12 protein-coding genes are annotated in these 13,983 nt (G+C 65.1%); 6 read left to right on the top strand and 6 right to left on the bottom strand.

Annotation, left to right across the window (positions count from 1 at the left end; genetic code table 11):
• Nucleotides 1-24: 24 nt before the first annotated feature.
• Complete coding sequence (locus tag K7G81_RS16270; RefSeq protein ID WP_223031882.1) at nucleotides 25-1,290, bottom strand: alpha-hydroxy acid oxidase; 1,266 nt, start codon at nucleotides 1,288-1,290, stop codon at nucleotides 25-27.
• Nucleotides 1,291-1,434: 144 nt separating this feature from the next.
• On the opposite strand from K7G81_RS16270, the gene K7G81_RS16265 reads away from it, so the two are divergent.
• Nucleotides 1,435-4,182: an exo-rhamnogalacturonan lyase family protein gene (locus K7G81_RS16265; protein ID WP_223031881.1), complete on the top strand. Its 2,748-nt coding sequence runs from the start codon at nucleotides 1,435-1,437 to the stop codon at nucleotides 4,180-4,182.
• A gap of 157 nt (nucleotides 4,183-4,339) precedes the next feature.
• On the opposite strand, the gene K7G81_RS16260 is transcribed toward K7G81_RS16265, so the two are convergent.
• Genes K7G81_RS16260 through K7G81_RS16240 form a run of 5 tightly spaced genes read right to left on the bottom strand, consistent with a single transcriptional unit; the run spans nucleotide 4,340 to nucleotide 8,691 of the window.
• Nucleotides 4,340-4,954: a LutC/YkgG family protein gene (locus tag K7G81_RS16260; RefSeq protein WP_223031880.1), complete on the bottom strand. Its 615-nt coding sequence runs from the start codon at nucleotides 4,952-4,954 to the stop codon at nucleotides 4,340-4,342.
• Nucleotides 4,951-6,342 (bottom strand): lactate utilization protein B, encoded by a 1,392-nt coding sequence (locus K7G81_RS16255; protein WP_255587204.1) that lies wholly within the window; start codon nucleotides 6,340-6,342, stop codon nucleotides 4,951-4,953. The genes K7G81_RS16260 and K7G81_RS16255 overlap by 4 nt, the downstream gene beginning before the upstream one ends.
• A complete protein-coding gene (locus tag K7G81_RS16250; RefSeq protein ID WP_223031879.1) occupies nucleotides 6,339-7,094 on the bottom strand; it encodes a (Fe-S)-binding protein in 756 nt (251 codons plus the stop codon). The genes K7G81_RS16255 and K7G81_RS16250 overlap by 4 nt, the downstream gene beginning before the upstream one ends.
• Complete coding sequence (gene lra1, locus K7G81_RS16245) at nucleotides 7,091-7,855, bottom strand: L-rhamnose 1-dehydrogenase Lra1 (RefSeq protein WP_223031878.1); 765 nt, start codon at nucleotides 7,853-7,855, stop codon at nucleotides 7,091-7,093. The genes K7G81_RS16250 and lra1 overlap by 4 nt, the downstream gene beginning before the upstream one ends.
• A 20-nt stretch (nucleotides 7,856-7,875) precedes the next feature.
• A complete protein-coding gene (locus tag K7G81_RS16240) occupies nucleotides 7,876-8,691 on the bottom strand; it encodes an IclR family transcriptional regulator (protein WP_223031877.1) in 816 nt (271 codons plus the stop codon).
• A 175-nt stretch (nucleotides 8,692-8,866) separates the two neighbouring features.
• On the opposite strand from K7G81_RS16240, the gene rhmD reads away from it, so the two are divergent.
• From rhmD to rhaT, 5 genes are read left to right on the top strand one after another with little or no spacing between them, the layout of a single operon-like run.
• The gene (rhmD, locus tag K7G81_RS16235) at nucleotides 8,867-10,054 is read left to right on the top strand and encodes an L-rhamnonate dehydratase (protein ID WP_223031876.1); all 1,188 of its coding nucleotides are present in this window, start codon (nucleotides 8,867-8,869) and stop codon (nucleotides 10,052-10,054) included.
• A gap of 12 nt (nucleotides 10,055-10,066) precedes the next feature.
• Nucleotides 10,067-10,930 (top strand): fumarylacetoacetate hydrolase family protein, encoded by an 864-nt coding sequence (locus K7G81_RS16230; RefSeq protein ID WP_223031875.1) that lies wholly within the window; start codon nucleotides 10,067-10,069, stop codon nucleotides 10,928-10,930.
• Nucleotides 10,927-11,676, top strand: a complete 750-nt coding sequence (locus K7G81_RS16225) for an SDR family NAD(P)-dependent oxidoreductase (RefSeq protein WP_223031874.1) — start codon at nucleotides 10,927-10,929, stop codon at nucleotides 11,674-11,676. Before K7G81_RS16230 ends, K7G81_RS16225 begins: the two co-directional genes overlap by 4 nt.
• Nucleotides 11,677-11,730: 54 nt before the next feature.
• Nucleotides 11,731-12,639, top strand: coding sequence for an amidohydrolase family protein (locus K7G81_RS16220; RefSeq protein ID WP_223031873.1), 909 nt, complete (start codon nucleotides 11,731-11,733; stop codon nucleotides 12,637-12,639).
• 12 nt (nucleotides 12,640-12,651) lie between these two features.
• Nucleotides 12,652-13,797 carry an L-rhamnose/proton symporter RhaT gene (rhaT, locus tag K7G81_RS16215; RefSeq protein ID WP_223031872.1) on the top strand — a complete coding sequence of 382 codons (1,146 nt, stop codon included), beginning with the start codon at nucleotides 12,652-12,654 and terminating at the stop codon, nucleotides 13,795-13,797.
• The last annotated feature ends 186 nt before the right edge of the window (nucleotides 13,798-13,983 follow it).

The following is a 13,983-nucleotide window of genomic DNA, read 5'->3' as shown; positions in this document are numbered from 1 at the left end:
GGGCAGGAATATTGTTCCCGTCGCTCAGCCCATCGCCGACCCGCGGCGACCACCGGGATAAGCGACGCGGCTGATCGACACCATCATCTCCGGCGTCAGGTCGGAAAGGCGCGCAACGCCCATCTGCCCCATATCGTTGGTCGCCTCGTCGTGCAGGATTTCGAGCGCGCGCGCCGCCCCTTCGGCGCCCGCCGCGCACAGGCCGTAAAGCGGCGCGCGCCCGGCGATCACCGCGTCCGCGCCCAGCGCCATGGCCTTCAGCATGTCGGTCCCGCGACGGATGCCGCCCGACATCATCAGCGCGATCCGCCCGCGCACGATCTCTGCCGCTTCGGGCAGCACGTCGAGTGCGGCGACCGACCAATCCTCCTGCCGGCCGCCATGCGTGCCGAGGATGACGCCATCGACGCCGCTGTCGATTGCCTTGCGAATATCGTCCGGGTGTAGCAGCCCCTTCAGGAGAAACGGCTTCTTCCACCGGTCGCGGATTTTCGCGACGTGGTTCCAGGATAGCGATTTGGGCATTTGCGAGCGAATCCAGTTGGCGCTTTCGAAAAAGCCGCGCTTGCCCTCCGGCACGAAATCAATGACGTTGGCGAAGGTCGGCATGCCGTGCGCCATGCTGCCGGCAAACCAGCGCGGATGGCTTGCCGCGTCCATCATCGACGAGGCATCCGGCCAGCCGCCGCCGATCCGGTCGCGGCTGCTCCATTCGCGGTCGCCGAAAATCTGCGAGTTGGTGGTGAGTACCAGCGCCTCGCAACCACAGGCATCGGCCCGGCGCAGCAATTCCTGCCAGATTTCGTCGCCGCCGAGCACGTAGAGTTGCCACCAATGCCGCACGCCCGGCGCCGCGATGGCAACCTCCTCCATCGTGTCGTTGGACATCGTGCTCTGGATATAGGGCACCCCCGTGCCGACTGCGGCCTGGGCGAGGGCGCTATCGGCTTGATGCATGAACAGCGCGTTGAGCCCGGTCGGCGCGATCGCAAGCGGCATGGCGGCCGGCTTGCCGAGGATCTCGGTTTCGAGCGACCGGCGGGATACGTCGACCAGCTGGCGCGGGATGAACCGCCATTCGGCATAGCATTGTCGCTCGCGTGCCAGGCTCGCCTCGTCCTCAGCACCGCCTTCCAGATATTCCAGTACGAAGCGCGGCATTAGCTTGTGAGCGCGAGCGCGCAAATCGCCGATAGACAGCGCGCGCGACATGTCGCTGCCGGTGTAGAAGTGCCGCTGTGGCGTTCGCTCCAGTTGCGGCAGGGTGATATTCTCGTTCGGCTGGGTCATGGCTGAAGTCCTCTGCCGTCAACCGCTTGCACAAAGCGAACGTTCCCGCTTTAATATTCCTATAATATGGAATATAAACTCATTTATTGAACACTCGGCGACGTTCTATATGGTGGCAGCGACATAGCCAGAGAAGGAGAGGGTATGCTGGACGAGTCGCTAAGCCGGAGGCATTTCCTTGCCGGTTCGGCAATCACCGGAACGATGATCGGTATGAACGCGTCTCCGGCGCTTGCCGAGCGCTCGCCCAAATCTTCCGCGCCCGATGATGGCGTCGCCTGGCTCGACGACGTAGTGCCGACGGAACACGAGGGCCAGACTTGGGGATATCCCTGGCCGCGCGGCACGCGCTATTCCGAAGCCGGCTATCAATTGACTGGGGCAGGCGCCGTTCCGGTCCAGACCTGGCCGCTGGCTTGGTGGCCCGATGGATCGATCAAATGGACCGCCCACGCCATCCCGGCGAATGCGGCCTTGACGGCGCCGGGAGAAGTTCAGCCCGGCAAGGCTACGACGCCCGATCAGGCCATTTTCGTCCGCGAGCAAGCCGACACCATCAAGGTCGTAAACGGTCCGGTGCAATGGGAAATCGGCACGCGCGGAAAGGCAATCATCCGCGCCGCCTCGCACGGTCAACGAGAGGTGCTCAATACCGTTCGATTGGTTGCCCAGTCGGTTGCGGCGGTCGATGACGAAGGGCTGGCGGCCGGCCCACGCAACGCCTTTATCGCGACCATCGAGAAAGCGACGATCGAGCAGCGCGGGCCGGTGCGCGCGGTAATCAAACTCGACGGCAAACACGCGGGCGAGGCGGGTGAATGGCTGCCATTCTCGCTGCGGCTCTATTTCTACGCCGGCAGCGAGTCGGTGCGGATCGTCCACAGTTTCATCTATGATGGCGATCCGGCCAGCAGCTTTCTGTGCGGGTTGGGGCTGAGCGGCGACGTGCCGATGCGCGATGCCGGCTATGATCGGCACCTGCGGTTTGCCGGGGAAGATGGCGGCTTATGGGGGGAGGCGGTGCAGCCGTTAACCGGGCTGCGTCGCGATCCCGGGCAAGCGTTTCGCTATGCCCAGGTTGCGGGCAAGGCTGTGCCGCCCCTGGGGCAGATGGCCGATAGCGTGCGCGGCAAATTGCAATATATCCCCCAATGGGATGACTTCACGCTGTCGCAACCGACATCGGACGGCTTCGCGATCACCAAGCGGACGAGCCCGGGGCATGGCTGGATCGCAGTGGACAGCGCCGGCCGTGCGCCCGGCCTCGGCTATGTCGGCGGAGTGAGCGGCGGTGTTGCCTTCACGATGGCTGATTTCTGGCAACGCTGCCCGACGCGGCTCGATATCCGCAATGCGGCAAGCGACAAGGCGAGCTTCACGGCCTGGTATCACGCGCCCGATGCGCCTCCGATGGACATGCGCTTCTATCATGACGAAATGGGCATGACCGATTACGCCCATCAGAACCTGGGTCTCGACATCACTTATGAGGATTACGAGCCCGGCTGGGGCGATGCGCGCGGGATCGCGCGGACGACCGAGTTCCGGCTGTGGGCGTTGCCCGAAACGCCCGCGCGCGAGCGGCTCGCGACGATGGCCGGCGGCGTCGCCAAGCCGCCGCGTCTGCTCGCCTCGACACGGCGCGCGCACGATACCGGCATGTTCGGCGTCTGGAGCCTGCCCGACAGCTCGACCCCGTTGCTCGCCAAGATCGAGGGCCGCGCCAAGCGTGAGCTCGATTTCTACATCGGCCAGGTCGACGAGCGACGCTGGTACGGTTTCTGGAACTATGGCGACGTCATGCACAGCTATGACAATGATCGTCATGTCTGGCGTTACGATATCGGCGGGTTTGCCTGGGACAATAGCGAGCTCTCGTCGGACCTTTGGCTGTGGTATGGCTTCCTGCGCACCGGCCGCGCCGACGTGTTCCGCATGGCCGAGGCGATGACGCGGCATACCAGCGAGGTCGATGTCTATCATATCGGGCGCTTCGCCGGCTTCGGCACGCGCCACGGCGTGCAGCATTGGGGCGACAGTTCGAAGCAGCCGCGCATCTCCAACGCGCTGTACAAGCGCATCTATTATTATTTCACCGCCGACGAGCGCGTCGGCGACTTGATGCACGCGTTGATTACCAGTGGAGAGACGCTGGAGCGCGTCGATATCGGTCGCAAGGTCAATGCGCGCCCGCAGGGATCGAAGCCGCCGGGGGGCACCTCGGCGGTGCAGGCGAAAACGCCGTTGCCCCAAGGCCAGGTGTTCATGCAGTTCGGTACGACCTGGGCGGCGCTGGTCGCGGCCTGGTACACCGAATGGGAGCGCACAGGCGACACGCAATGGCGCGACCGCATCGTCGCCGGCATGGAATCGATTGCCGCGATGCCGCACCAATGGTTCACCGGCGGATCGCCATGCGAGCTGGCGACCGGGCGCTTCGTCAATCCGCCCGACGCGGTCAGCATCAGCCATCTGAACGGTGTGTTCGGCATCTGGGAAGTGACCGCCGAATTGCTCGAACTGCTCGACGTGCCCGAATACCGCGAGGCATGGCTCGATTATTGCCAATATTACAACGCGCCGGAGGCCGAGTTCCGCGCCAAGACCGGCGCGCCGGGCAGAGGGCGCGCGCTGACGCAGGCGCATTCGCGTTACACTGCTTATGCCGCGGTCAAGCGCAATGATCCGGCGCTCGCCAAGCGGGCATGGGCCGAGTTCTTCGGCGCTGGCGACCACGAGAATCGCGATCAGTATCGCGGCAGCCACCGCGTCGACGGCGCGGCCGTGTTGAAGCCGATCGATGAGATCAGCAGCGTGTCGACCAACGATGCCGCGCAATGGGGGATTGCCGCCAATGCCAACGAGGCGCTGATCAAGGACCAGTTGGGGTGAGGGGGCGAACCGTCAGATCCAAACCGTTCGTGCCCAGCTTGTCGAAGCACTGTTCTTCACGCCTTTTTGGGGGAGAGAAGAACGGCCCTTCGACAAGCTCAGGGCGAACGGGCGATAGGAGATGACCTTTCACATCAGGCATTAAAATGGATGGCAGTCAGCCGACCAATATGACGTGCAGGAAGCGCGGGCCGTGGGCGCCGCGCACGTACTGCCCCTCGATGTCGGTGGTGCCGCTGACGCCCGTGACCCAGTAATGCGCGCGCGGCTGCGGGCCGGCAGGGAGCAAGGCGTCTTCCAGCCAGCGCACGACATGCGCGCGGTGAAGCACGACGAGATGGTGGAGCGCGAGGAAGTTGGGAAGCATCGGCGCGACCGGCGCGGTCTCGAAGATCAGTGATCCGGTTTCCGCCACCCCGGCGCGGGCGATGGCGAGAACCGCGCCATCGTCGACCGGACAGGAATGAAGCGTCGTTACGCTCTGCCAGTCGAGATCGAGCAGCTGCGGATCGGGCGGCAGGTAGAGCGCACGCGCCCCGACATTGGCGTCGAGATAGCGCGTGACCGCCGCCGGCAAGTCGCCAAGCGTATCGACGGCATCATGCGTCGCGGCGATGCTCGGTTGGTCGAGCTGCGCCAGGAACAGGTCGATAGTGTCGCCGTCGAGCAGCGGGCGTTCGGCGTGGCCAATCAGCGCATCGGCTTGCGCCGTGAGATCGGCGATCGGTCGCGCCGGGCCGAGCTTGCCGAGGATGGCGTCGCGCGCGCTCATCGTTCGCCCTTGCGGTAGCGCGCCATGAAGCTGCCGGCTTCGGGGCGCGGGAAGTCGCGGCCGTCGGTCCAGCCCGAGGCGAGGGGGAGGCGGGCGATCCAGCCCCTTCGCCCGAACCGGCGCAACGCGGCGATCGCGACGCGGGTGCCGAGCCGATAGAGCGCCGGCCGCTTCGCCGCCCAGGCCCAGAGGCCGAGGCCGCGCCGCATCGTCACCGGCTCTAGCCCTTCGCGCCAGCTCTTCTCGCGCCAGCCGCGCAGCAGGGTCGGCAGCGGAATGTCGACCGGGCACACCTCGCGGCACTTGCCGTTGAGCGTGCAGGCGTTGGGCAGGTCTTTCGCCCCGGCGAGGCCGTCGAGCGCCGGCGTCAGCACCGCGCCCATCGGCCCGGGATAAGTGCCGCCATAAGCGTGCCCGCCGATCTGACGGAACACCACGCAATGGTTCATGCACGCGCCGCAGCGGATGCAGCGCAGCATCTCCGCCAGCCCCTCGTCGCGCATCCGCGTACGGCCGTTGTCGACCAGCACGATGTGCATTTCTTCGGGCCCCTCGCGGTCGCCGGGTCGGCGCGGGCCGGCGTAGAAGGTCGTATATTGCGTCAGAGCCGCGCCCGTCGCCGAGCGGGCTAGCAACCGCAACAGGTGGGTCGCGTGGCGCATCGACGGCACCACCTTCTCGATGCCCGCGGTAACGATATGGACGCGCGGCGGCACCAGCGACAGCTCGGCATTGCCTTCGTTGGTGACGGTGCACACCGCGCCGGTATCGGCGATCAGGAAGTTTGCCCCCGAAATGCCGACGTCGGCCGACAGCATGTCCTCACGCAACTGACGGCGCGCACTCGCTGCCATGGCGGGGATCGTGTCCTCGTTCTGCGGGCTGCGGTGGCTGGCGCGGAACAGATCGGCGACCTGTTCACGGGTCTTGTGCAGCGCCGGCCAGATGATGTGCGACGGGCGCTCGTGCGCAAGCTGGATGATGTGTTCGGCCAGATCGGTCTCGACGCGGGTGATGTCGGCGGCCTCGAGCGCGTGGGGCAGGCCGATTTCCTCGCCGAGCATCGACTTCGATCGCGCTACGCGCTTCGCATCCGCTTTCTTGCAGATGTCGATGACGATGGCGCAGGCCTCGTCGGCAGTGCGCGCCCAATGCACCGCCGCGCCCGCCGCCTGCGCATTGGCCTCGAACGCGGCGAGATAGGCGCCTAGATTGGCGATGACATGATCCTTGATCGCCGCCGCGCGTCGGCGCGCCGGCTCGAACGACGGGAAAGCGGCGATCGCCGCGGCGCGCTTGGCCTGCGCGGTGCCGGTGGCGCGGTCGATTGCGGTCTTGAGCAACGGATCGTGCAGCGCGGCATCGACGCGCTCGGCGAAGCTCATCATGCCTCCTCGCCGATCGCCGGGCCATCGCCCATCCCGGCAAGCAGCTCGATGGTGTGGAACGCGCGGGTGCGCGCGCCGCGCCGGTGGAGCTTGCCGGCCATGTTCATCAGGCAGCCGAGGTCACCGGCGAGCAGCAGGTCCGCCTCGGAGGCTTCGATCGCGGCGGCCTTTTCGGTGGTGATGGCGTCGGAGATCGCGGGATATTTGACGCAGAAGGTGCCGCCGAAACCGCAGCAGGTTTCCTCGCCGTCGAGCGGCTTGAGCGTCAGGCCCTCGACGCCGGCGAGCAGGCGGCGCGGTTGCCGCTTGACGCCGAGCTCGCGCAGGCCCGAACAGCTGTCGTGATAGACCGCGGTGGCGTCGAGCGCGGTGTCTGGCCTCCAGCCGCGCACCTCGTCGAGATAGGCGAGGATTTCCCAGGTGCGGCCGGCGAGTTCCTCGGCGCGGGGCAGCCACTCGGGGTCGTCCGCAAGGATTTCTGGATAGTGCGCGCGAATTGTCGCTCCGCAGCTTCCCGACGGCACGACGACTTGGTCATACCCGTCGAGCATCGCGATGTTGCGCCGCGCGAGATCGGCAGCGGTGGCGCGGTCGCCCGAATTGAGCGCCGGCTGTCCGCAGCAGGTCTGTGCGTAGGGCACGATCACCTCGCACCCGGCCGCCTCCAGCGCGCGCAGCGCGGCGAAGCCGATGCGCGGCCGGATCAGGTCGACCAGACAGGTGACGAACAGGGCGACGCGCGGGGCGCTCACTGGAGATTGACGAAGGCGCCGCCGTCGACGAGCAGCGCAGCGCCGGTGACGTAGCGCGCCATGTCCGAGGCAAGGAACACCGTCGGCCCCACCATGTCCTCAGGCTGGCCGAGACGGCCGAGCGGGATGCGGCCTTCCATATAGTCGCGCTTTTTCTGGTCGGCGAGGTCTTCCTTGTTGATCTCGGTGAGGATGGTGCCGGGCAGCAGCGAGTTGCAGCGGATATTGTATCTGCCCAGCGCGATCGCTGCCGACTGCATCAGCGAATGAAGCCCGGCCTTGGTCGGCGTGTAGTGCGTCTGAAACTCGCCGCCGACCAGCGCCGAGATCGACGACATCGCGATGATCGACCCGCCGTGGCCTTGCTCGACCATCCGGCGCGCCGCCGCCTGGCACATGAAATAGCCACCGTGCATGTTGACGCGCATGGTCCGCTCGAACGTCTCGACGGGCATGTCGATAAAGGCGTGGAATGGGCAGATGCCGGCGTTCGAAACCATCACGTCGACCTTGCCGAACGACTCGACCGCGCGCGCCACGAAGTCGGTGGCGGTTTCGGGGTCGGCAACGTCGCCCTGAACCGCCAGCCCGCGCTGCCCCGTCGCCTCGATCGCCGCGACGCAGGCCTCGGCGCCGGCATTGTCCCGCGCGAAGTTGATCGCGACACTGGCGCCATGTTCGGCCGCGCCGATCGCCACGGCGCGGCCGATGCCTGCCGAGGCACCGGTGACGAGAACGGTCTTTCCTTCGAGCAACTTCACGAGTGATCGGTCCTTTCCTGCTATTTCCTGGTGGCTTTTTCGTCCTGCCAGCCGAGATCGGTGCTGATCGCGCGGGCGGTGGCGAGCACGTCGTCGCTCAGTGCGTCCATCCGCTGGTCGTCCATATATTGCGCCGCGCTCGAGACGCTGATTGCGCCGACGATGCGGTTCGAGGCATCGCGGATCGGCGCGGCAACGCAGCGGATCTGGTCCTCGTTCTCCTCGAGATCGAAGGCGCGTCCGGCGGCGGCATAGCTCTTCATCCGTTCTTCCCAGACGGCATAATCGATCGGCACACCGCCACTGGCGTGATCGGTATCGAACAGGCGGCGCCATTCACTGGGCGGCGTATCGACCATCAATGCCTTGCCGAGGCCGGTCGACGTCAGCGGCTGACGATCGCCGACCCGGCTAGAAATCTCGACGCGGCGACGGCCGGGAATCTTGTCGAGATAGAGCGCGCGCTCGTCGTCGAGCCGGCCAAGGTGCACCGTGTCTTCGGTGCGCATCGCCAGCGATTCGATGTGCGGACGCGCGGTCTGGATAAGGTCGACCTGGCTCTGCGCGAGGAACCCGAGTTGGAGCAGCTTCGGGCCGAGTTGATAGCCCTCACGCGGGAAAAAGACGAGGAATCCGCGATCGATCAAGGCATTGGCCAGGCGGTGCGTGGTGGAACGCGTCAATCCCATGCGCGCTGATAGCTCGGGCAGCGGGATCGGCCCGTCGACCACCTGGTCAAGCATGTCGAGGCCACGCAGCAATGTTTGGCTGCCTTGCGGCCCGGCGCGCTTTTCCGATGCGGCCGGCAATTTCTCATTTGACGACTTCTGTCTCATCAACTAGCATCCTATCCCATAAAATGAGAAAGTAAAACGAAATCCATCGGAGAGGAGGATCACGTGTGCGGCTCCTATCACAGCTTCTCGATTGTCGTCCCATGATTTCATATGCTGGAATATGTACGGACGTCTCGCGCGTTGCGAAGCGCATCGGCTTTCAAGGAAACGATAAATGACACTGCCGAAGATCGCCCAGGTCCGTGCCTTCGTGGTGCGCGGGGGCGGGGCGGATTATCACGATCAGGGTGACGGCCACTGGATCGACGATCACATCGCCACTCCGATGGCCCGGTATCCCGAATATCGGCAGAGCCGGCAGAGCTTCGGCATCAATGTGCTGGGCACGCTGGTCGTTGAGATCGAGGCTGAGGACGGCACTGTAGGTTTCGCGGTGACGACCGGCGGCGAGCCCGCCTGCTACATCGTCGAGAAGCACCTCGCGCGCTTCCTCGAAGGGCGTGATCCGGCGGATTACGAGAAGATCTGGGACCAGATGTACTTCTCCACGCAATATTACGGGCGCAAGGGGCTGGTGATCAACGCGATCTCGGGCGTTGACCTGGCGCTGTGGGATCTGCTCGGCAAGCTGAGGCAAGAGCCGGTCTACAAGCTGCTTGGCGGCGCGGTGCGCGACGAGCTGCTGTTCTACTCTACAGGCGCGCGGCCCGATCTCGCCAAGCAGATGGGGTTTATTGGCGGCAAGCTCCCGCTCCATCATGGCCCTGCGGAGGGCGTCGAGGGCCTCAACAAAAACCTTGCCGAACTGACCGAGATGCGCAGCCGCGTCGGCGACGATTTCTGGCTGATGCTCGATTGCTGGATGGCGCTCGACGTCGATTACGCCACGCGGCTGGCGACGCGCGCCTGGCGCGAAGCTGGGCTCAAGTGGATCGAGGAAGCGATCAGCCCTGACGATTATTGGGGGTATGCCGCGTTGAAGCGCAACGTGCCCAAGGAGATGCTGGTCACCACCGGCGAGCACGAGGCAACCCGTTGGGGCTTCCGCATGCTGATGGAGATGGAGTGTTGCGACATTATCCAGCCCGATGTGGGCTGGTGCGGCGGCATCACCGAATTGCTCAAGATCTCGGCGCTGGCAGATGCGCACGGCAAGCTTGTCGTGCCGCACGGATCGAGCGTCTACAGCTATCATTTCGTCGTCACCCGCCACAACTCGCCGTTCGCCGAGTTCCTCATGATGGCGCCCAAGGCCGACGAGGTCGTGCCGATGTTCTCGCCGCAACTGCTGGGCGAACCGGTGCCCGAGAATGGGCGCATGCACGTCTCCAAACTCGACAAGCCGGGGTTCGGCGTCGAGCTCAACCGCGACATTCCGCTCCACCGTCCCTATACCCACTGAGGAAATCGTTTCATGAAGCTTTGCCGCTTTGGCTCTGCCGGCCGCGAGAAGCCGGGCCTGATCGATGCCGATGGCCGCATTCGCGACCTTTCGGCCGAGATCGACGATATTGATCCCACCACGCTGACGCCGAGCCGGCTTGCCAAGCTCGCTGCGCTCGATCCTGCAGCCTTGCCGCTGGTCGATGGCAGCCCGCGGTATGGCGTCCCCGTCTCAGGCACGCGCAAGTTCGTCGCGATCGGTCTCAATTATGCCGATCATGCCGCTGAATCGAACCTGCCGATCCCTGAGGAGCCGGTGGTGTTCAACAAATGGGTGAGTTGCCTGCAGGGGCCCAATGACGATGTCATCATCCCGCGCGATTCACAGAAGACCGACTGGGAAGTCGAACTCGGCGTGGTGATCGGCAAGCGAGCCAATTATGTCGAAGAAGCCGACGCGCTGGGTCATGTCGCCGGCTATTGCGTGGTCAACGACGTGTCGGAACGACACTGGCAGACCGAGCGCGGCCCGACCTGGGACAAGGGCAAGGGTTTTCCGACCTTCGGCCCCGTCGGCCCCTGGCTGGTTACCGCCGACGAGGTGGGCGATCCGCAGGCGCTCAAGATGTGGCTCGATGTCAACGGCAAGCGCGTGCAGGACGGCTCGACCGCAACGATGATCTTCACCGTCGCGCAGATCGTCGCCTATTGCTCGCAATTCATGACGCTGGAGCCGGGCGACATTATCACTACCGGCACACCGCCGGGCGTCGGTCTCGGCCAGAAGCCAGAGCCCTGGTATTTGAAGCCGGGCGACGTCGTCACGCTCGGCATCGAAAAGCTCGGCGAGCAGCGCCAGCGCTTCGTCGCGTTCAGCCCGGAGGCGCTGGCATGAGTGTCTTCGCAGGGCGTTTCGCGGGCCGCAACGCGATCATCACCGGTGGCGCCTCCGGGCTCGGTTGGAGCGTAGGGCAGCGCATCATTGCCGAGGGCGGCAAGGTTGCGCTGTGGGATCTCAATGCCGGCCAACTCGACAAGGCCAAGGACGATGGCGGGGTGGTGCACACCGCCGTCGTCGACGTCGCCGACAACGACGCCGTCGAGCAGGCGGCGCGCGAGACGATCTCGGCGCTCGGCAGTGTCGATATCCTGGTCAATTCGGCCGGGATCACCGGGGCGACCGCACCGGTCACCGAATTTGCGGTTGAAAGCTGGCTCAAGGTGGTCGCGGTCAACCTCAACGGCACCTTCTTCTGCTGCCGCACGATCGGCGCACACATGGTCGAGCGCGGCTACGGCCGCATCGTCAACGTCTCATCGGTTGCCGGCAAGGAAGGCAATCCCAATGCGTCGGCTTATTCGGCGACCAAGGCCGGCGTCATCGGCTTGACCAAGAGCCTGGGCAAGGAATTGGCCACCAAGGGCGTGATCGCCAATGCGCTGACGCCGGCGACGTTCGAAAGCCCGATCCTCGACCAGTTGCCGCAAAGCCAGGTCGATTACATGCGCTCGAAAATCCCGATGGGCCGGCTCGGCGAGGTCGAGGAATCGGCGGCGATGGTGTGTTTCATGGCGAGCGAGGAATGTTCGTTCACCACGGCGTCCACCTTCGATACGTCGGGGGGACGCACGACGTTCTGAGATCTGGCGGCGGGCGACCGGCATGACAGGCGCCCGCCGCCCGCGGAGAGGAAGATGACGCGACCGCCCTTCGTCGATGCCCATGTTCATCTGTGGGATCTGGCCCATATCCGCTATCCGTGGCTGAGCCCGCCGTTCGATGACAGCGGGCCCAACGGCTCGACCGAGGCAATCGCCCGCAACTATCTGCTTGACGATTATCTGGCCGATGCGGGCAAGTGGAACGTCCGCGGCATCGTCCATATCGACGCTGGCGCCCCGCCGGAGCGCGCGCTCGACGAGACCGAATGGCTCGAAGGCATTGCCGCAACCCGCGGCATGCCCAATGCGATCATCGCCTATGCGCCGCTCGACAGCGATGACGTTGAGCCGCTGCTTGAGGCCCATGCGGCGCATCCGCACGTCCGCGGCATCCGTCAGATCGTCAACTGGCACATCAACCCGATGCGCACCTATTCGCCGCACGACGTGACGCAAGAGGACGATTGGTGGCGCGGTTATGGCCTGCTTGCCAAATACGGGCTGTCGTTCGATCTGCAATGCTATGCCGGGCAGATGGCGGGGCTGGCGCCGCTGATCGCGCGCCATCCCGACATTCCCGTCATCATCAACCATGTCGGCATGCCCGTCACCAGCGATCGCGAGGGCGTGACGCGCTGGCGCCATGGCCTGCAGACGCTGGCGGCGTTCGAGCATGTCTCGATCAAGCTGTCGGGGCTGGGGTTCGTCTATCGCGACTGGACGATCGAACAGGTTCGCCCGTTCCTCATCGAGGCGATCGAGCTGTTCGGCACGCACCGCTGCATGTTCGCCAGCGACTCCCCGACCGACAAATTGTTTGCGCCCTTCGACGCCTATCTCGAAGCCTATCACACGCTGGTCGCCGACTTTTCGGAAGACGAGCGCCGTGACCTGTTTGGCCGCAACGCCAACCGCATCTACCGCCTCGGGCTGGACCTCTAGGGGACCGATCGCATGGGTAATCCGCTGATCGGCGTTGTCTATCACTGGCTCGGTGGTCTGGCATCGGCGAGCTTCTATGTGCCGTTCAGGGGTGTGAAGCGCTGGTCATGGGAAATCTATTGGCTGACGGGCGGCATCTTCTCCTGGCTGCTGGCGCCGTGGATCATCGCGTCGATCCAGACGCATGACCTGTTGGGCACGCTGGCCGCGGCGCCGACGCCGGTGATCGTCTGGCCGATCGTGTTCGGCGTGCTGTGGGGCTTCGGCGGGCTGGGGTACGGGCTCACCATGCGCTACCTCGGTCTATCGCTGGGGATGGCGGTCGTGCTCGGGCTGTGCACCGTGTTCGGCACCCTGATCCCGCCCCTGTTCCAGGGCACATTCTACGACCAGCTCATCGCCAATATGTCGGGGAACATCATTCTCGGCGGTATCGCGTTGACGTTGGTGGGCATCATCGTCGTCGCGGTAGCGGGTGCGCAGAAGGACGCGATGCTGTCGGACGAGCAGAAGGCCGAGGTGGTCGCCGAGTTCGACTTCAGGAAGGGCATCATCGTCGCGATCTTCGCGGGCGTGATGTCGGCGTGCTTCGCGTTCGGGCTGGCGGCGGGCGGTCCAATCAAGGCGCTGTCGGCCGCGCGCGGCACCGGGCCGCTGTGGACCGGTCTGCCGATCCTGTGCCTGGTAATGTTCGGCGGCCTCATCACCAATGCGATCTGGTGCGCCTGGCTGATCGTGAAGAATCGCAGCGCCGGCCAGTGGATCGGCATGAGAGTCGCCCGGGAGGAAGGGCCGGCGGCGCAATCGCCGGGCGCGGGGCAGGGCGGGGGTCTGGAGCCGATCGAACTGCACGATGACGGCACGATGCCAGGCCGGGCGCCGCTCCTCGCCAACTATCTGTTGAGCGCGCTGGCGGGTACGACCTGGTACTTCCAGTTCTTCTTCTACACGATGGGCGAGAGCCAGATGGGGCGCTTCGGCTTCTCGTCCTGGACGCTGCACATGGCGTCGATCATCATTTTCGGCACCTTGTGGGGTTTTGGCTTTCGCGAGTGGAGGGACGCCACGTGCGGTACCAAGACGCTGGTCTGGTCGGGCGTAGCACTGCTGGTGATCGCGACCGCCGTCATCGGCTACGGCAACATGCTGGCTGCCTGAAGTTGATCTTCGTTTCAATCTGACGGCCGCGTCTTTGGCGCCTTTTCGCGCCTTTTTCCCTCACGGATCGCGGCACGTCGGCTCCTTAGAGCATCGCATTGCCTCGCACCGGGATAGTCGAAACGATTTGTCTCAAGGCCCATCAAGCACTGCGCTGACCGCCGCTGCAAGACGGCGCCGCAATAT

The sequence above is a fragment of the Hephaestia mangrovi genome (assembly GCF_019880555.1).
Taxonomy (GTDB): Bacteria; Pseudomonadota; Alphaproteobacteria; order Sphingomonadales; family Sphingomonadaceae; genus Sphingomonas; species Sphingomonas mangrovi.
This window is presented reverse-complemented; position numbering and strand designations above follow the sequence as displayed.

What these genes read in the sequence shown, in the direction of transcription:
- K7G81_RS16230 (WP_223031875.1), top strand. Translation starts at nt 10,067, where the DNA reads ATGAAGCTTTGCCGCTTTGGCTCTGCCGGCCGCGAGAAGCCGGGCCTG.
- K7G81_RS16255 (WP_255587204.1), bottom strand. Translation starts at nt 6,342, where the DNA reads ATGATGAGCTTCGCCGAGCGCGTCGATGCCGCGCTGCACGATCCGTTG.
- K7G81_RS16220 (WP_223031873.1), top strand. Translation starts at nt 11,731, where the DNA reads ATGACGCGACCGCCCTTCGTCGATGCCCATGTTCATCTGTGGGATCTG.
- K7G81_RS16225 (WP_223031874.1), top strand. Translation starts at nt 10,927, where the DNA reads ATGAGTGTCTTCGCAGGGCGTTTCGCGGGCCGCAACGCGATCATCACC.
- K7G81_RS16265 (WP_223031881.1), top strand. Translation starts at nt 1,435, where the DNA reads ATGCTGGACGAGTCGCTAAGCCGGAGGCATTTCCTTGCCGGTTCGGCA.
- K7G81_RS16240 (WP_223031877.1), bottom strand. Translation starts at nt 8,691, where the DNA reads ATGAGACAGAAGTCGTCAAATGAGAAATTGCCGGCCGCATCGGAAAAG.
- K7G81_RS16260 (WP_223031880.1), bottom strand. Translation starts at nt 4,954, where the DNA reads ATGAGCGCGCGCGACGCCATCCTCGGCAAGCTCGGCCCGGCGCGACCG.
- rhmD (WP_223031876.1), top strand. Translation starts at nt 8,867, where the DNA reads ATGACACTGCCGAAGATCGCCCAGGTCCGTGCCTTCGTGGTGCGCGGG.
- K7G81_RS16270 (WP_223031882.1), bottom strand. Translation starts at nt 1,290, where the DNA reads ATGACCCAGCCGAACGAGAATATCACCCTGCCGCAACTGGAGCGAACG.
- rhaT (WP_223031872.1), top strand. Translation starts at nt 12,652, where the DNA reads ATGGGTAATCCGCTGATCGGCGTTGTCTATCACTGGCTCGGTGGTCTG.